We start from the raw sequence: 17,762 nt of genomic DNA, 5'->3' as shown, positions 1-17,762 counted from the left end.
ATGTCAAAGCCTAATACTCCTCAGGCCTCCCCTCCTCGCGCCTTGCGTTGGGCGGTGGCCGGCTCGGTGGTGGTGATGATCGCCGCCGGTGGTCTGTTCTATTACGCCTCGAAAATGGCTGCGGCCAAGCGTCAGCACAACCACGATGAAGTGGTGGTGAACATTCATCCGGGCAGTTGCGAACCCAACGCGCTGACGGTGCCGGCCGGTCGCTCCAGTTTCCGCATCGTCAACCGCTCCGACCGTGCCGTGGAATGGGAAATCCTCGACGGCGTGCTCGTTGTCGAGGAGCGGGAAAACATTGCGCCGGGCCTCAGCCAAGTGATCAATGCCAACCTGCAACCGGGCGATTACGCGATCACCTGCGGCCTGCTGAGCAACCCGCGCGGCACCCTGCACGTGACGCCGACTGCCGCCTCTGATGCTGCGGCCAAAGCCAAGCCGTCGATGATTGCCTTCGTCGGGCCATTGTCGGAATTCCGCGTGTACCTGGCCAGCCAGAGCAGCGCGTTGATCAAAGCCGTGACCGCGCTCGATCAAGCGATTGAAAGCGGCGACCTCAGTCAGGCTCAAGCGTTGTACCTACCGGCCCGCGCGGCTTATCAGCGTCTGGCCCCTGCCGCGCAACGCCTGGCGGAACTGGACAACAGCATCAACGCCCGCGCCGATTATTTCGAAAAGCGCGAACAGGATCCGGCCTTCGTCGGTTTCCACCGCATCGAATACGTACTGTTCCAGCAACGCAATCTCGACCAACTGACGCCCGTTGCCCAGCGCCTGCTCAGCGATGTCACCACGCTCAAACAGCAATTGCTCGCGCAGAGCCTGCCACCGGAGCAACTGGTCAGCATCATCGTGCGCAACCTCAACACCTTGGCCGACGTCCGTGCTGCCAGCGGTGAAGAAGAACGCTACAGCCACAGCGACCTCAACGGTTTCGCTGCCAACGCGCAAACCGCACACAAAGTCGTCGATCTGTTGCGGCCAATGCTGACCAAGTCGGCAGCCGAGCTGTTGCCGAAAATCGACCAGGCACTGGCGGACTTCGACGGTGAACTCGACACCTACAAGATCAAGGACGGCTACGCCAGTTACGACGCCATCAGCGGCGAACAACGCAAGCAGATTGCCGACAAGGCCCAGGCTCTGGCCGACGCTCTGGATGGCATCGATCCCGCCCTCGGCCTCTCCGGCCTGTAAGCAGAAGACGATTTGACGATGAAAGATATCGAACCACTCAACCTGCAACGTCGCCGTGTCCTGATGGGCATGGGCGCCGCCGGTGTCGCCCTCGCCGGCTCGGCCCTGAGCTGTCCGGCCATGGCCGCCGCGCCGGCACAAGTCACCGAAGCACCGAGCAGTGACAAGACCGAAGACCGTCACGATTTCCACGGCATCCACCAGACCGGCATCGTCACCCCGCGCCCGGCGTCGGGCATGCTCGTATCGTTCGACGTGTTGGCCAGTGATCGTGACGATCTGGAGCGGCTGTTCCGCACCCTCAACGAGCGCATCGCGTTCCTGATGAAGGGCGGCGCGGTGGCGCAGATCGATCCGAAACTGCCGCCGCCGGACTCCGGCATCCTTGGCCCGAATGTAACCCCGGACAACCTGACCATCACCGTTTCGGTCGGCGAGTCGCTGTTCGACGAGCGCTTCGGTCTGGCCGACGCCAAGCCCAAACGCCTGATGCGCATGGTCGGGTTTCCCAACGATGCGCTGGACGCCGATTGCTGCCACGGCGACCTGAGCCTGCAGTTCTGCTCGAACACCGCCGACACCAACATTCACGCCCTGCGCGATATCGTCAAAAACCTCCCCGATCTGCTGCTGGTGCGCTGGAAGCAGGAAGGCAGCGTACCGCCGCAAGCCCCGGCAAAACCTGGCGTGCCGGCGCAATCGGCGCGTAACTTCCTGGGGTTCCGCGATGGCTCGGCCAACCCCGATTCCAACGACGCTAAAGCCATGGATCGCCTGGTCTGGGTGCAACCGGGCAGTGACGAACCGGCCTGGGCCGCTCACGGCAGCTATCAAGCGGTGCGGATCATCCGCAACTTTGTCGAACGCTGGGACCGTACGCCATTGCAGGAACAGGAAAGCATCATCGGCCGGGTCAAAACCACCGGCGCGCCGATGGGTGCGCAGCATGAGACTGAAGTCCCGGATTACAGCAAAGACCCGGCCGGCAAGCTGACCAAGCTCGACGCGCACATTCGCCTGGCCAACCCGCGCACCGCCGCGAGCCAGGCCAACCTGATCCTGCGCCGGCCGTTCAACTATTCCAACGGCGTGAACAAGAACGGTCAGCTCGACATGGGCCTGCTGTTCATCTGCTACCAGGCCGACCTGGAAAAAGGCTTTATCACCGTGCAGACCCGCCTCAACGGCGAGCCGCTGGAGGAATACCTCAAACCGGTCGGCGGCGGCTATTTCTTTACCCTGCCGGGTGTCACGGGCGACAAGGACTTTATCGGTCGCTCGCTGCTCAACGCCACACAACCGAAAACAGCCGCATAAAACAATCTCGACACTGGAGCCGCCCCCGATGAAAAAGACCCCACTCGCGTTATTGCTGACCCTTGGTTTGCTCAACACCCCGCTGTCGGCATTCGCCGCCACTGCACCGCTGGATCTGGTGGGGCCGGTTTCGGACTACAAGATTTACGTTACCGAGCAATTGGATGAGCTGGGCAGCCACACCCAACAATTCACCGATGCGGTGAAGAAAGGCGACCTGGCTACTGCGCAAAAGCTTTACGCACCGACCCGCGTTTACTACGAGTCGATCGAGCCGATTGCCGAGCTGTTCAGTGACCTCGATGCGTCCATCGACTCCCGCGTCGACGACCACGAGAAAGGCGTAAAGGCTGACGACTTCACCGGCTTCCACCGCATCGAGTACTCGCTGTTCTCGGAAAAAAGCACCCAGGGCCTTAACGAGTTGGCGGACAAGCTCAACAGCGACGTAAAAGATCTGCAAACCCGCGTCGCCGGCCTGACTTTCCCGCCGGAGAAAGTCGTCGGCGGTGCCGCCGCGCTGCTGGAAGAAGTCGCCGCGACCAAGATCTCCGGCGAAGAAGATCGCTACAGCCACACTGACCTGTATGACTTCCAGGGCAACATCGACGGCGCGAAGAAAATCGTTGATCTGTTCCGTCCGCAGATCGAGCAGCAGGACAAGGCTTTTGTCGCGAAGGTCGACAAGAACTTTGCCACGGTCGACAAGATTCTGGCCAAGTACAAGACCAAGGACGGTGGTTTCGAGACGTATGACAAGGTGAAGGATAACGACCGTAAAGCGCTGGTTGGGCCGGTGAATACACTGGCGGAAGATCTGTCCACGTTGCGTGGCAAGTTGGGGCTGAACTAAGTTTTTTAGCGTCTGTTAAGGCCCTATCGCGAGCAGGCTCACTCCTACAAGGGGAACGCGTTCCAAATGTAGGAGTGAGCCTGCTCGCGATAGCGGTTGTATGACCGCTACAAATTTAAAGCCTTACAAAATCCGGTAGAGCAACCGCTCAATCCGCACCCGACTCACGCGCTTGAGAAACTTGGCCACCCCGGCCGGGTATTCGGGCAGCGTCTCCAGGCTCTGAAAGCTGTCGATCCGTGTGGTATGGCGGAAAATCTCTTCAAGCTCTTTCGCCCGCGGCTCCAGCCATTCCCCTTTCGGGTCATCGATCAACAAGGCGTTTTCCAGATCCAGGCGGAACGCCCGTGGATTGAGGTTGTTGCCGGTCAGCAGCGTATAGCGCTGATCAATCCACATGCCCTTGAGGTGATAGGTGTTGTCGCCGTCACGCCACAGGTGCAGGTTCAACTGCCCGCTGTCGATGTTGCGCTGATGGCGCTTGGCAAAGCGGCGCAGGCTGATTTCGTACAGATACGGCAACGCCGCGATCACCTTGAACGGCTCGCTCGGCGGGATATAAAAGTCGTTGGCGGTCTTGTCGCCGACCACGATATCGATCTTCACGCCACGGGCCAGCGCTCGGTTGATCTCGCGAATCACACCCAACGGCAGGTTGAAGTACGGGGTGCAGATGGTCAGCTGTTTTTGAGCGCTGGCGATCAGTTCGAGAATCGCCCGGTTCAACGGGTTGTTCTTGCCGACGCCGAGCAGCGGGCTGACCGACAGGCCGTCTCTGGCGGTGCTGCCATTGGCGGTGTCGTACGTCGCGTATTTGAGACGGCTGCGCAGATCGCCGATGTCGTTGCGCAGGCTGCGTGTGGTCGGCAGGTTCGGCAGATCGAGGCGATGCACGGCTTTGGATTCGATCAGGCCATGTTTGACCAGGTGATGCATCGAGTCGGCCAGCTCAGCGCTGTGCAGCACGTGATAACGGTCGAAACGGTACTTGTCGAACTTGTGCAGATAAACGTTATTCAGGCTCGCACCGCTGTAGACCACGCAGTCGTCGATCACAAAGCCCTTCAAATGCAGCACGCCGAACAACTCGCGGGTCTGCACCGGCACGCCGTAAACCGGCACTTCGCTCTGGTGCGTGCGGGTCATTTCCTGATACCACGCCGAATTGCCCGGCTGCTTGCCGGCGCCGATCAGCCCGCGCTGGGCGCGCAACCAATCGACGACCACGGCGATCTCCAGCTCGGGGCGCTTGAGCTTGGCGGCGTGCAAGGCATCGAGGATTTCCTGACCGGCTTCGTCTTGCTGCAGATACAGCGCAACGATGTAGATGCGCTGGGTCGCCGTGGCGATTTTCTCCAGCAGGCAACGACGAAACTCGGCGGCGCCGGACAGAATGGTCACGGCCTCGGCGGTCAGCGGAAAGCTGCGCAATTTGGGCAGCAAGGAACGTTTGAAAAGCAACGGCATAGGGCTCGCAATGGGTCGAATCCGAAGAACCCGAGAGCTTACACCATCGCATCCTTCGGGTCTTGTTAGTGTCTGTAATGGCCTCTTCGCGAGCAGGCTCGCTCCCACCTTTGAAACGCATTCCCCTGTGGGAGCGCGCCTGCTCGCGAAGCCGATTTCACAGTCGACAAAAATACCCGCTTGACCAAGGAGAACAATCGTTCTACTGTTCGCCACATGAACGAAATCACTAGCAATGACACACGCGACATCATTCTGGATGTCACCGAAAAGTTGATCTACAAAAGTGGCATCGCTGCCACCAGCATGGATCTTCTGGTGAAAACCGCCGGCGTCTCCAGAAAAAGCATCTACCGTTACTTTGCCGACAAGGACGCGCTGACCGTCGCCGCCCTGCAACGTCGCGACGTGCGCTGGATGCATTGGTACAGAAGCGCTGTCGATCAGGCCGAAACCCCGGCCGATCGCCTGCTCAACCTGTTTACCGTGCTCAAGAGCTGGTTTGCCTCCGAAGGCTTTCGCGGCTGCGCGTTCATCAACACCAGCGGCGAAACCGGTGACCCGCAAGACCCGGTGCGGCTGGTGGCGAAAGAACACAAACAGAAGCTGCTCGACTACGTGTGCGAGCTGTGTACCGAACATGGCGCCGAGGATCCGCAACTGCTGGCCAAACAGCTGCTGATCCTGATTGATGGCGCCATTACCGTAGCGCTTGTGATGGGTGATCACAGTGCCGCCGATAATGCGCAATGCATGGCGCGAAAGTTATTGGACCTGTAACGCCTTAATAAGCCGGACTTGTTGTTCAATTATTAATTAGATCGGGAGACTGATATGTCTACTGCAGCCCAGGTACGTCCGCCATTGCCGCCCTTCAACCGTGAATCAGCCATTGAGAAAGTTCGCCTGGCCGAGGATGGCTGGAACTCCCGCGACCCGGAACGGGTATCGCTGGCTTACACCCTCGACACCAAATGGCGCAACCGCGCCGAATTCGCCAACAACCGCGAAGAAGCCAAGGCCTTCCTGACCCGTAAATGGGCGAAGGAACTGGATTACCGTTTGATCAAGGAACTCTGGGCTTACTCGGATACCCGCATCGCCGTGCGTTACGCCTATGAATGGCACGATGATTCGGGCAACTGGTTCCGCTCCTACGGCAACGAAAACTGGGAGTTCGACGAGCAAGGCCTGATGTTCCAGCGTTACGCGTGCATCAACGACATGCCGATCAAGGAAAGCGAACGCAAGTTCCACTGGCCGCTGGGCCGCCGCCCGGATGATCATCCGAGCCTGTCTGACCTCGGTCTGTAGATTCACAAAGATCCAATGTGGGAGCGAGCTTGCTCGCGAATGCGGTTTATCAGTAATCACAGTATTTACTGAAAGGACGCCTTCGCGAGCAAGCTCGCTCCCACAGGTTTTGCATAGGGTTCAGGCAACAGCGGCAGTCTTTTCTGCCTCCAGTTCGCGCACCAGCGGCAACACCCGTCGCCCGAAGTATTCGACCTCCTCCTGAAAGTGCAGAAACCCCGCCAGCACCAGATCCACACCCACCGCTTTCAGCGCGACAATCCGCTCGGCAATCTGCAACGGCGTACCAATCAGATTGGTCTTGAAACCATCGTTGTACTGCACCAGATCCTCAAACGTCGATTTCGCCCAGTTGCCCTCACCCTCCGGCGATGCACGGCCTGCCTGTTTCGCCGCATCGCCAAAAGCGTTTACCGCTTCCGGATCGGCCTGATCGATGATCTGCGCAAGTACCGCCCGCGCCTCTTCTTCGGTATCACGGGCGATGACAAAGGCATTCACGCCGATCTTCACTGAATGATTGTTCGCCGCTGCCTTGGCACGAATATCGTCGACCTGCGCCTTGATCCCCTCAACGCTGTTGCCGTTGGTGAAATACCAGTCCGAAACCCGTGCGGCCATGTCCCGCGCGGCACGGGAACTGCCGCCCTGGAAAATTTCCGGACGACCCAGCGGTTTTGGCTTCAGGCTGTAATTATCGAAGCGGTAGAAATCGCCGCGAAAGGTGAAGTTGTCCTGACTCCACACGCCGCGCAGTGAGCGAATGAATTCTTCGGAACGGCGATAACGCTCGTCGTGCTCCAGCCAATGCTCGCCGATGGCCTGGAATTCGCCTTTGAACCAGCCGCTGACGATGTTCACCGCGATGCGGCCGTTGGTGAGTTGATCGATGGTCGCCAGTTGCTTGGCCGCCAGCGCCGGTTGCCACGGGCCGGGCAGGATTGCTGCAATCACCTTGAGCTTGCTGGTGGCCGCGAGCAATGCGTGGCTGAACGCGACTGACTCATGCTGAAACTCGGCACCGTAACCAGCGGTAAAGCGGATCTGCGTCAGCGCGTATTCGAACCCGGCCGCTTCGGCGATCTGAGCCAGTTTGCGGTTGTAGTCGATGCCCCAATCGGTGCGCTGTTCGATCTTGCTGACCACCAGCCCACCGCTGACGTTCGGCACCCAGTAGGCAAATTTTACGGCTTGCTGACTCATTGGCGTGTCCTCGGGACATTTGCGGAGATGGGAGTGGTAGAGCAGCAAGCGTGCCAGCCTGGAAATGCCCGGTTTTGTTGGTTTTTTGGGTGGAGTTGATGTTTGGTGGAGGGGGGATTTGTTGGCTGGATGTTGAGTGGGCAACAGTGGGTGATGGGGTGGCCGGACTGACGTCATCGCGAGCAGGCTCACTCCTACATTTGGAATGCGTTCCCCTGTAGGAGTGAGCCTGCTCGCGATTGGGCTTTACGGGTCGCCGCAACAGTTGGATACAGGTAACATGACCGCCCTCCCCGCAGCCAAATCTGCGCCCTGCCGAATAAGCCGATTCCATGCCTTTCGAACTCAGCGTTGACCTCACCACCCTCGCCATTCTGGCCTTTGTCGCTTTCATTGCCGGTTTCATCGATGCCATCGCCGGCGGTGGCGGCCTGCTGACCACGCCCGCCCTGCTGACCGCTGGCCTGCCGCCCCATCTGGTGCTCGGCACCAACAAACTCAGTTCGACGTTCGGCTCGGCCACTGCCAGTTTCACCTTCTACAAACGCAAGCTGTTCCACCCGCGTCAGTGGACCCACGCCATCGTCGGCACACTGGTCGGCGCCCTGGCCGGCGCCATCGTCGCGCATTACCTGCCGGCAGAATGGCTGAACAAAATGCTCCCGGTGATCGTGTTTGCCTGCGGCCTGTACCTGTTGTTCGGCGGCACACCGAAAGCGCCGCTGGACAGCGACGCGCCGATCAAAAAGAAATGGCAATCGAGCCAAGGCTTCAGCCTCGGTTTCTATGACGGCGTGGCCGGCCCCGGTACGGGCGCGTTCTGGACAGTGAGCAGCCTGCTGCTCTACCCGATCGATCTGGTCAAGGCTAGCGGCGTGGCGCGCAGCATGAACTTCGTCAGCAACATTGCGGCGCTGTCGGTGTTCGTGTTTTCCGGGCAGGTGGACTGGATCATCGGCCTGAGCATGGGCCTGTCGGTGATGGTCGGCGCGTTCTTTGGCGCGCGCACCGCGATCAGCGGCGGCGCCAAGTTCATTCGCCCGGTGTTCATCACCGTGGTGCTGGGTTTGACCGTGCGCCTAGCCTGGCAGCACTGGTTCAGCGTGGCCTAAGCGTCGCGCCACGTAGACGTCGATCAGGTAACGGGCAATCGACTTTGAGGCCGGCAACGGCGGCAGGTCGTGCACGTTGAACCACTGGGCGTCTTCGATCTCGTCTTCCTGACAGACAATCTCGCCACCGGCATATTCGGCATGGAAGCCGAGCATCATCGAATGCGGGAAGGGCCAGCACTGGCTGCCCATGTACTGAATGTTCTGCACCTCGATCTGCACTTCTTCGCGCACTTCACGAATCAGGCAATCCTCGGCCGACTCGCCGGGTTCAGCGAATCCGGCCAGCGTGCTGTAGACCCCAGTGACGAATCGCGGTGAGCGCGCCAACAGAATCTCGTCGCCACGGGTAATCAGTACGATCATGCTCGGTGAAATCCGCGGGTAACTGCGCAGATCGCACGGCTGGCAATACATCGCCCGCTCACGCGGTACCTGCGTCATCGCCTGGCCGCAATTACCGCAGAAACGATGCTCGCGCGCCCACGTGCCTATCTGCGCGGCATACCCGAGCACTTTGTAGATCGTGTGCTCGCCATCGAGCATGAACGCCCGCAGGCCTTTCCAGTTACAACCCGGCACCTCACTGGCACTGTGCAGTTCCAGCAAGTACACCGGCTCACCGTCGAGATGGCCAATGCCGTGCTCGGCGAGGACCGACAAGTCCTGACGCTTGAGCCATTCCCGGGGGAACAGTGCGCCGTTGTCATCGAACAGAAAGCCTTCCGGGCTGCGCGCCACGGCCCAGCCGCCGGGTTGATCGGTGTCCAGTACTGCTGTGGTCCAGCGAGATGTCATGGTTTCTCAATCCAGAAATTCGGGTTTCTGTTTGCTCATATGGGCGGCCATGGCCACGCGCAAGTCGGTGGATTGCAACATGGCGGCGTTCCAGGTGGCAACGTATTCGAGACCGTCGTCGATACGATGGTCGCGCATGTAGCTGATCATTTCCTTGGTGCCGGTAACCGCGATCGGCGATTTCGAAGCGATCTCGCGAGCAATGTCCAGCACCCCTTCAAGCAGCGCGTCTTTGTCGCTGTAGACGCGATTGACCAGGCCAATGCTGCGCGCCTCGTCAGCGCCGAACGTGCGACCGGTGTAAGCCAGTTCACGCAGCATGCCGTCACCGATGATCCGTGGCAACCGTTGCAAAGTGCCAACATCGGCGGCCATGCCGATATCGATTTCCTTGATCGAGAATTGGGCGTCTTCAGCGGCGTAACGCATGTCGCAGGCCGCGATCAGGTCAATCGCGCCACCGAGGCAATACCCCTGAATAGCGGCAAGCACCGGTTTGCGGCAGTTGTCGACGGCGTTGAACGAGGCTTGCAGGGTGAGGATCTTGCGGCGCAGCAGGCGCGCGTTGCGGCCAACATCCTTGCCCAGTTCATTGGCGACGCCGGCGAGCATCATCAGATCAATGCCGGAGGAAAAGTGTTTACCGTTGCCACTGAGGACCACCACGCGCACTTCGTCGGTGTCGTCGATCCACTGGAAGATCTCGACGATCTCGCTCCAGAACGCCGCGTTCATCGCGTTGATCTTTTCCGGGCGATTGATCTGCACATGGGCGATGTTGTCGGCCAGTTCGACACTGAAGGCGGAGTATTGAGTCATGGCAGTGATCCTTTACCGGGCAGAAAATGAGGCCCGAACTATAACAAGGCATCACAGTGGCGGTTCGGCCAAATGCGGGACTGTCCTGAGTTTTACTTTGCCTGTGCCGGCTTCTTCGCGAGCAGGCTCGCTCCCACCCTGTTGAAATGCATTCCCACTGTGGGAGCGAGCCTGCTCGCGAAGACGTCCGATCAGTCACTACAAATCATCTGGCCAAACGCCGCAACCCAAACAACATCCCCCCCGCCCCCAGCAACATCGCCGCCAGAAACAGCGGATAGGAAATCCACCACGGCGTCCCCGCCGTCATCATGCTGAATTCCGACATGCCGCCAATACTCGCAATCAGGTTCAACGGCAGAAACACCACGTTGATCAAGGTCAGCTTGCGCAGCAGGTTGTTCATGCTGTTGTTCATCAGATTGCCGCGCGCGTCGATCAGCCCGGAAAACACCGTCGAGTAGATTTCCGCCTGCTTGTAGCACTGGTTGTTCTCGATGATCAGGTCGTCGATCAGGCCAAGCGCTTCACTGGCGAAATGCTGCTTCTCAGCATGATTGCGCAGGCGCGTGAGGACCGCGCCGTTGCTGTGCAACGCGTTGATGTAATAGATCAGGCTTTCGCTGAGGTTGAACATCTGCACCAGATGCTGGTTCTGCATCGAGGCGTTGAATTTCTGCTGCAGTTCGCGGGCGACCAGTTTGATCACCTTCAAGTGCCCGAGGTAGTGATGGATGTTGTTGAACAGCAAGTCGAGCAACACATCCAGCGGCGTGTTCAACGGCTGGCGGGTGCCGAGGCCGTGCAGCGGCGTGTCGTCGGTAGCGATCACCAGCAGTTGCCCGGGCGCGAACAGTAGCCCGCAGGACGACACTTCAAACGCCAGACTGCCACCGCCGGAATAGTTTTCCGGGCGTTTCCAGATAAGGAACAAATGGTCGGGATGGAACTCGATGCGCGACACCTCGTCCGGGTCCAGCGCTGACGCCAGTGCATGCTCATCGACCTTGAAATGACTGTGCAGCAAGTCGCGTTCGGCAGCATCGGGGTTGCTGAACAGCATCACCTCGGCATCCAGTCGTTCGACCCGCTGCAGGGCGCCGTGGCTCAGTGCGAAGCTGTTGATCATCGGCGCCTCACCACGCCTGACCGCGACGCTTCAGCTCCAGGCGGCGCACGAACTCCTCCAGCACCAGTGCGTACAGATCGTCGTGCAAATAGGCGTCTTCGATACCGGCGTCGAGGTTGGGGTTGTCGTTGACTTCGATCACCACCACCTTGTCACCGGCCTGTTTCAGATCGACGCCGTAGAGGCCGTCGCCGATGAGGTTTGCGGTTTTCACCGCCAGATCCACCACCGCGCGCGGCGCCTCGTGGATCGCCATGGTCCGGCATTCGCCGTTGACGTCCTGACCCTTGGCTTTGTGATTGTAGATTTGCCAGTGGCCCTTGGACATAAAGTACTGGCAGGCGAAGATCGGTTTGCGGTTGAGCACACCAATGCGCCAATCGTATTCGGTGTAGAAAAACTCCTGCGCCAGCAGCAACACCGAGTGTTCGAACAGTTCGGCGGTCGCCTCCAGCAACGCCTGCTGGCTTTCGACCTTGATCACGCCACGGGAAAAACAGCCGTCAGGGATCTTCAATACCAGCGGAAAGCCAAGGCGCTCGCCCACACGCTCGAAGTCTTCGGGTCGCTCTTTGTAGAGGATTTCGGTGGCGGGCATGCCCAGTTGATGGCTATTGAGCAAATCAGTCAGGTAGACCTTGTTGGTGCAACGCAGAATCGACGTCGGGTCATCCATCACCACCAATCCTTCACTTTCGGCCTTCTTGGCGAAGCGATAAGTGTGGTTGTCGACGCTGGTGGTTTCACGGATCAGCAAACCGTCGTACTCGGCCAGACGTGCGTAATCCTTGCGTTCAATCAGTTCGACGTCGATGCCCATGCCTTTGCCGACCCGGACGAAATTCGCCAGTGCCTTGGCATTGGACGGCGGCAACGCCTCCTGCGGATCGTGCAATATCGCCAGATCATAGCGTGCCACTTGCGGCGAGCGCGGCACCCGCCAGACTTTACGGCTGAACCCGTCCAGCGCGTTGGCGAACTGATCTTCCTGATCATCGCGCAACTTGTGCAGAGCGCCGGACTTTATACCTTCGATGTGCCAACCATTAGTTCGACGGAACTCAACTAACAATATCGGGCAGGGAAACACTTCAAACAATTGTCGCGCCAGATCCTGTAATGGCTCGATATGTGTCCGACCGAAATACAGGGTCAGGGTAAATCCTTCGGTATCACTGTAGAGATGATGACTGAGGGCTTTCTCGAGCGTTTTATCGAGGTCATCCAGCGCCAGGCCATACAGTGATTTTTTCGTCAGTTCACTGATGGTGCGCACGGAGGGAATCACCTTGTGCCCCCGCGCTTCTGCCAGCAGTGAGCAGTAGTAGCCATGACCGAGATACTTGTAGCTGCGGCACAGATTGATCACCTGCACACGCTTGCCCGGCTCGCTGTCACAGCTGTGCTCGAGGTATTCCTGCGCCGTCAGGATGTCTTCACTGGGGAAGTATGAAGCCCAGTCTTCCTTGCGCTCGACAATAATCAACACTTGGCTGGATGCCTTAATCGCCGAACTTAAATAAGTTGCCGCCGGCAAACTTTGCTCGGATACTTCGCGCCAATGACCCTGTACCGCTGACATAGAGATTGATCCGTTGGAGAACAAGACCTTTTCTATTAAGCACGAAGTTTTTGAAAGTCTCGTTTCGTTACGCAACTTTTACGGTGGTCATATGAAGGCTGTTTTTCGTTTGGCGGTAGTTGAAGACTTGCCGGCGCTGCTGGCACTGGAAATGCAATGTTTCACCACAGACCGGCTCACCAGTCGCAGCTTTCAGTGGATGATCACCCGTGCTCACGGGCAGTTGCTGGTGGCGGAGTGCGACGGTCAATTGTTGGGTTATGCGTTGGTGTTGTTTCATCGCGGCACTTCGCTCGCCCGGCTGTATTCCATTGCACTGGCCGTTGAAGCGCGAGGAACCGGTCTGAGCAAGCAACTGCTGCAACGCATCGAAGCGATGGCGCTGGAGCACGATTGTGCCTATCTGCGCCTGGAGGTGCGCATCGACAACCCTGCGGCCATTGCCCTGTATGAACGCAATGGCTACCGGCGCTTTGCGCTGATCCATGATTACTACGAAGACCACGCCGACGCGCTGCGCCTGGAGAAACGCATTCTCCAGCACCGCGATTCGCGCAGCATCAAGGTGCCTTACTACCCGCAAACCACCGATTTCAGCTGTGGCCCGGCGTGCCTGTTGATGGCCATGGGCGCATTGCAGTCGGAGCGTTTATTGGAGCGGCGCGAAGAATTGCAGATCTGGCGGGAAGCGACCACGGTGTTCATGACCTCCGGCCACGGCGGGTGCAGTCCGCAGGGATTGGCGTTGGCGGCGTGGCGTCGGGGCTTTCGCGTGCGTATGGCGTTGAGCATGAGCGGGCCGTTATTCCTCGATGGAGTGCGGGATGCGCATAAAAAAGACGTCATGCGCCTGGTACACGAAGAGTTCACGGCGCAATTGCAGGAGACCGATGTCGAGTGTGTGATCGGTGCGTCGCTGGATCTGCCGCGTTTGCTGGATGCCGGCGGGCAGCCGATGGTGTTGATCAGCAGCTATCGACTGACCCGCTCGAAGTCGCCGCATTGGGTGATCGTCACCGATTGCGACGAGGATTTCGTTTACCTGCATGACCCGGATGTCGATCACAGCCAGCATCGCCAACCCATGGACTGCCAGCATGTACCGGTGAGTCATGGCGAGTTCGAGAAGATGTGCCGGTTTGGCCGGGGTAAATTGCGTGCGGCGGTGGTGTTGTATTCCCGCGAAACGTAAGCCTCCACATGTAGGAGATGCCGAAGGCTGCGATCTTTTGATTTTGTTGTGAAGATCAAGATCAAAAAATCGCAGCCTGCGGCAGCTCATACAGGGCCTACCCGTCAAGGTGTCGGCTTCAGGCCAACTTTGTATAGCGAGCCGTTCTCTTCATCCGTCAGCACATACAAATAACCATCCGGCCCTTGCCGCACATCACGAATCCGCTGCTTGAGTTCGCCGAGCAAACGCTCCTCATGCACGACCTTGTCGCCATCGAACTGCAAGCGGATCAGTTCTTGACTCACCAGTGCCCCGATAAACGCATTGTGTTGCCACGGTTTAAAGCGATCGGCATCGTAAAACGTCATGCCGGTAACGCCCGGCGATTTCTCCCACACATGATGCGGCGCGACGGTGCCTTCGGCCGTTTTGCCCTGGGCTTCCGGAATCGGCTGCATCGAGTAATTGATGCCGTGAGTCGCCAGTGGCCAGCCATAGTTCTTGCCGCGTTCGATGATGTTCACTTCGTCGCCACCGCGCGGGCCGTGCTCGTTCTCCCATACCGTGCCAGTCCATGGATTGAGCGCTGCGCCCTGCGGATTGCGCACGCCGTAGGCCCAGATTTCCGGGCGAACGCCGGACTGGCCGACAAAGGGGTTGTCGTCCGGCACCTTGCCGTCGGGGTAGATGCGCACGACCTTGCCTTGCAGCTTGTCGAGATCCTGCGCAGTCGGCCGGTCGTTGTTCTCGCCCAAGGTAATGAACAGATAACCGTCGCGATCAAACACCAGCCGCGAGCCAAAGTGATTGCCGACCGAAAGCTTCGGCTCCTGGCGAAAGATCACTTTGAAGTCCTTCAACGTCTTCAGGTCATCCGCAAGCCGCCCGCGCCCTACGGCGGTGCCAGCCTTGTCGCCGGCTCCGCCGCCTTCGGCATAGGACAGATAGACCAGACGGTCCTGTTTGAAGTCCGGCGACAGCGCGACATCCAGCAACCCGCCCTGCCCCTTGGCCCAGACCTGCGGTACACCGGAGATCGGCGCCGACAGCGTGCCGTCTGCCGCCACCACGCGCAGATTGCCGGGACGCTCAGTGACCAGCATGCCTTGGCGATCCGGCAGAAACGCCAGCGCCCATGGATGCTCAAGGTCTGCGGTGATGGTCGTGACTTCGAGGCTGCCCTGTTCGCTTTGCAGCTCTTTAGGCGCGGCGGCAAAGGTCGGAGCACTGATCAGCGCACCAGCACACAGTGTGGCTAGAAGGGTTTTACGCAACATGCACGATTCCTTTTGTTCGTTTCAAGGGCCGACAGAACTTCAGTCCTGCCGCTCAACGATTGCTGTCTCCGCCGCGCGAAGGTGGGTTGGGAATGAACGTGGGGGGTGTGCTCGGCACCGAACGGATCGGCTGGCCGTTGCCAATGCCCCGGTTCTCGACCGTAGGCTGACGCGGCGTTGGTACGGTGTTCGGCCCCCGAATGGGGGGAGCGCTGGGCTGAGTGCCCTGCATGCTGTTCGGATTGGCCCGGCGGATCGGGCTGTTGTAGGGGTTATTGCTGTTACCGGTGGGGCTTTGCGCCAACAGCATGTCGGCATGAACCAGCCCGCCACTGAGGGCAAGGACGACGATGCCAAGCAGAATTCGGTTCATGACGCTGCCTCTCGATGGGCGTGGGATAGAGCCTTCGAGTCCACGCTACGCCGAGGGTTCGGATTTGTTAACCCGTCAGGCTTAAACAACATGTAACACGGCTTGACCAAGTGGCTGGCAACCCGCGCATCCCGGGGAAACTTTCAGCCGTGGCCGCTGGTCATCCGATCATCACTCGGAGAACTCACCATGGCTCGGGCAATCTGGAAAGGCGCAATCAGTTTTGGACTGGTGCACATCCCTGTCGCATTGGTCTCGGCGACTTCGTCGCAGGGCGTGGATTTCGATTGGCTCGACAGCCGCAGCATGGATCCCGTTGGCTATAAACGGGTAAACAAGGTCACCGGCAAAGAAGTTACCAAGGAACACATTGTCAAAGGTGTGGCCTACGAAAAAGGCCGATATGTGGTGCTCAGCGAAGAAGAGATCCGCTCGGCACACCCTGTTTCAACGCAGACCATCGACATATTCTCGTTTGTCGACGCCGATCAGATTCCTCTGCAAAACATCGACACGCCCTACTATCTGGCGCCGGACAAACGCGGTGGCAAGGTCTACGCGTTACTGCGTGAAACCCTGAGCAAAACCAACAAGGTCGCCCTCGCCCGCGTTGTTCTGCATACGCGCCAATACCTCGCAGCGTTAATGCCGCTGGAGTCTGCGCTGGTACTGGTGAAGTTACGCTGGCCGCAGGAGGTACGTGGTCTCGATGAGCTGGAACTGGGCAGCGAAGTGACCAAGCCGCAGTTGGCCAAGGGTGAGCTGGACATGGCCAAACGGCTGGTGCAGGACATGAGCGCCGACTGGAAGCCCGAAGACTACAAGGATGAATTTGAAGACAAGATCATGGCCCTGGTCGAGAAAAAGGCCCATGAAGGCAAGATCGAGGATGTTGAGTCGGTGGGTGGCGAAGAAGAGCGTAAGACGGCCGATGTTATCGACCTGACCGAACTGCTTAAACGCAGCCTGGGCGGGAAAGCGGTGGCGAAGCCGAAAGCGAAAGCAGAGAAAACGGCGAAATCTGCGCCGGCGAAGAAGACCAAGAAGGCTTCCTGATAGTGATTGGTTGCCCTTGAGACCGTCATCGCGAGCAGGCTCACTCCTACAGGGAACGCATTTCAAATGTAGGAGTGAGCCTGCTCGCGATGGCGTCAGCAGCGTTTGTCTTGAATTCAGATCAGAATGAATACCGCGAGCAAACCACCGAAGATCGCCCACTTTTCCATGTAGTAACGCTTGCGATTGCGCTTTTTCAGCTCTTTGCCACGCAGACGAATCTTGTAGATCCGGGTAAACAAGCGGTTGATCCCGCCCGTGCGGTCGCTGGCATCGTTCGGTGCGCCCGCCGCCGACATCACCGTGCGGCTGAACCAGGCGTTGAACGCGGCGGCCCAGCGGTATTTCATCGGCCGTTCAATATCGCAGAACAGGATGATGCGGTTCTTGTCGGTGGTGTTTTCGGCGTAATGAATAAACGTCTCGTCGAACATCACCGCTTCACCATCGCGCCAATGGTAGCTCTCACCGTCGACGTTGATGTAGCAGCCGGCATCGTTCGGCGTGTCCAGGCCCAGGTGATAGCGATAGGAACCGGCATACGGGTCGCGGTGACGCACCAGTTTCGACCCCGGGGGCAACTCGGCAAACATCGCGGCCTTGATCGAGCCAATGCTCTGCACCAGTTCGGTGGTGCGCGGGCACAGCTTCATGGCCGACGGATGGCTCTCGCCGTACCACTTCAGATAAAACCGCTTCCAGCCGCTTTTGAAGAACGAGTTGAAACCGACATCGTCGTACTGGTTGGAGCGCTTGATCTCGCCGGCACGCAGCAGGTTCTGCCCCTCCTCACGGATTTCTTCCCAGTGCGCCTGCAACGGGCTCAAGTCAGGAAACTCGCTAGGGTCCAGGTACGGCTTGTTCGGTTTTTTCGAAAACAGATAAAGGAAGCAGTTGATCGGCGCAAGAAACGTCGAATGGTCGCTCAGTTGTCGACCGAGTTTGTGTCGCACACGCCCACGCAGATGAACGTATGCAATGGAAATGACATAAATAGCAGCAATGATGAGTTTCACGGAAATCGTCACACGTCAGAAGTGAACAAACTGCGCGCCTGGCGGCCTGAGGCCCAGCGTCTCATGCAGTGG

At 58.9% G+C, this 17,762-nt stretch carries 17 protein-coding genes; 8 read left to right on the top strand and 9 right to left on the bottom strand.

What is annotated here, in order from left to right; genetic code table 11:
- From efeO (AB4N74_RS09210) to efeO (AB4N74_RS09200), 3 genes are read left to right on the top strand one after another with little or no spacing between them, the layout of a single operon-like run.
- Positions 1-1,200: an iron uptake system protein EfeO gene (gene efeO / locus AB4N74_RS09210; RefSeq protein WP_460099568.1), complete on the top strand. Its 1,200-nt coding sequence runs from the start codon at positions 1-3 to the stop codon at positions 1,198-1,200.
- 18 nt (positions 1,201-1,218) lie between these two features.
- Positions 1,219-2,517 carry an iron uptake transporter deferrochelatase/peroxidase subunit gene (gene efeB / locus AB4N74_RS09205; protein ID WP_460099565.1) on the top strand — a complete coding sequence of 433 codons (1,299 nt, stop codon included), beginning with the start codon at positions 1,219-1,221 and terminating at the stop codon, positions 2,515-2,517.
- Positions 2,518-2,545: 28 nt separating this feature from the next.
- Entirely contained in the window at positions 2,546-3,370 is an 825-nt protein-coding gene (gene efeO, locus AB4N74_RS09200; RefSeq protein ID WP_186623277.1) for an iron uptake system protein EfeO, read from the top strand.
- A 123-nt stretch (positions 3,371-3,493) separates the two neighbouring features.
- Here the strand turns inward: efeO (AB4N74_RS09200) and pssA are convergent, their stop codons facing one another.
- Complete coding sequence (pssA, locus tag AB4N74_RS09195) at positions 3,494-4,837, bottom strand: CDP-diacylglycerol--serine O-phosphatidyltransferase (RefSeq protein WP_093432748.1); 1,344 nt, start codon at positions 4,835-4,837, stop codon at positions 3,494-3,496.
- Positions 4,838-5,053: 216 nt separating this feature from the next.
- Here pssA and AB4N74_RS09190 point away from each other — a divergent pair, with 216 nt between their 5' ends.
- Entirely contained in the window at positions 5,054-5,617 is a 564-nt protein-coding gene (locus AB4N74_RS09190; RefSeq protein ID WP_007914737.1) for a TetR/AcrR family transcriptional regulator, read from the top strand.
- 54 nt (positions 5,618-5,671) lie between these two features.
- Positions 5,672-6,151, top strand: a complete 480-nt coding sequence (locus AB4N74_RS09185) for a nuclear transport factor 2 family protein (RefSeq protein WP_038361256.1) — start codon at positions 5,672-5,674, stop codon at positions 6,149-6,151.
- A gap of 120 nt (positions 6,152-6,271) precedes the next feature.
- Here the strand turns inward: AB4N74_RS09185 and sfnG are convergent, their stop codons facing one another.
- A complete protein-coding gene (sfnG, locus tag AB4N74_RS09180; protein WP_116256206.1) occupies positions 6,272-7,354 on the bottom strand; it encodes a dimethylsulfone monooxygenase SfnG in 1,083 nt (360 codons plus the stop codon).
- A gap of 332 nt (positions 7,355-7,686) precedes the next feature.
- On the opposite strand from sfnG, the gene AB4N74_RS09175 reads away from it, so the two are divergent.
- Complete coding sequence (locus AB4N74_RS09175) at positions 7,687-8,466, top strand: TSUP family transporter (RefSeq protein WP_093432755.1); 780 nt, start codon at positions 7,687-7,689, stop codon at positions 8,464-8,466.
- Here AB4N74_RS09175 and nudC read toward each other — a convergent pair.
- The 4 genes from nudC to AB4N74_RS09155 form a co-directional block, all read right to left on the bottom strand.
- Positions 8,434-9,264, bottom strand: coding sequence for an NAD(+) diphosphatase (nudC, locus tag AB4N74_RS09170; protein ID WP_099759095.1), 831 nt, complete (start codon positions 9,262-9,264; stop codon positions 8,434-8,436). The two genes, AB4N74_RS09175 and nudC, sit on opposite strands and share 33 nt — an antisense overlap.
- A 6-nt stretch (positions 9,265-9,270) precedes the next feature.
- Positions 9,271-10,083, bottom strand: a complete 813-nt coding sequence (locus AB4N74_RS09165) for a crotonase/enoyl-CoA hydratase family protein (RefSeq protein ID WP_095048882.1) — start codon at positions 10,081-10,083, stop codon at positions 9,271-9,273.
- 205 nt (positions 10,084-10,288) lie between these two features.
- A complete protein-coding gene (locus AB4N74_RS09160) occupies positions 10,289-11,212 on the bottom strand; it encodes a magnesium transporter CorA family protein (RefSeq protein ID WP_186623283.1) in 924 nt (307 codons plus the stop codon).
- Positions 11,213-11,219: 7 nt separating this feature from the next.
- Positions 11,220-12,794, bottom strand: coding sequence for a RimK family protein (locus AB4N74_RS09155; protein WP_460090830.1), 1,575 nt, complete (start codon positions 12,792-12,794; stop codon positions 11,220-11,222).
- Between the two features lie 91 nt (positions 12,795-12,885).
- On the opposite strand from AB4N74_RS09155, the gene AB4N74_RS09150 reads away from it, so the two are divergent.
- Complete coding sequence (locus AB4N74_RS09150; protein ID WP_460099555.1) at positions 12,886-13,986, top strand: peptidase C39 family protein; 1,101 nt, start codon at positions 12,886-12,888, stop codon at positions 13,984-13,986.
- Positions 13,987-14,090: 104 nt separating this feature from the next.
- Here AB4N74_RS09150 and AB4N74_RS09145 read toward each other — a convergent pair whose 3' ends face one another.
- Together AB4N74_RS09145 and AB4N74_RS09140 are read right to left on the bottom strand one after the other, a co-directional pair.
- Positions 14,091-15,245, bottom strand: a complete 1,155-nt coding sequence (locus AB4N74_RS09145) for a PQQ-dependent sugar dehydrogenase (RefSeq protein WP_116256210.1) — start codon at positions 15,243-15,245, stop codon at positions 14,091-14,093.
- Positions 15,246-15,297: 52 nt separating this feature from the next.
- A complete protein-coding gene (locus AB4N74_RS09140) occupies positions 15,298-15,618 on the bottom strand; it encodes a hypothetical protein (protein ID WP_116256211.1) in 321 nt (106 codons plus the stop codon).
- Between the two features lie 189 nt (positions 15,619-15,807).
- On the opposite strand from AB4N74_RS09140, the gene ku reads away from it, so the two are divergent.
- Positions 15,808-16,674: a non-homologous end joining protein Ku gene (gene ku, locus AB4N74_RS09135; RefSeq protein ID WP_116256212.1), complete on the top strand. Its 867-nt coding sequence runs from the start codon at positions 15,808-15,810 to the stop codon at positions 16,672-16,674.
- Positions 16,675-16,790: 116 nt separating this feature from the next.
- Here ku and lpxO read toward each other — a convergent pair whose 3' ends face one another.
- Positions 16,791-17,690: a lipid A hydroxylase LpxO gene (gene lpxO, locus AB4N74_RS09130; RefSeq protein WP_093433562.1), complete on the bottom strand. Its 900-nt coding sequence runs from the start codon at positions 17,688-17,690 to the stop codon at positions 16,791-16,793.
- Positions 17,691-17,762 lie beyond the last annotated feature (72 nt).

The organism is Pseudomonas sp. H3_C08 (assembly GCF_054669455.1).
The sequence above is the reverse complement of the archived record's forward strand: the minus strand, read 5'-3'. Positions and strand labels throughout refer to the sequence as shown.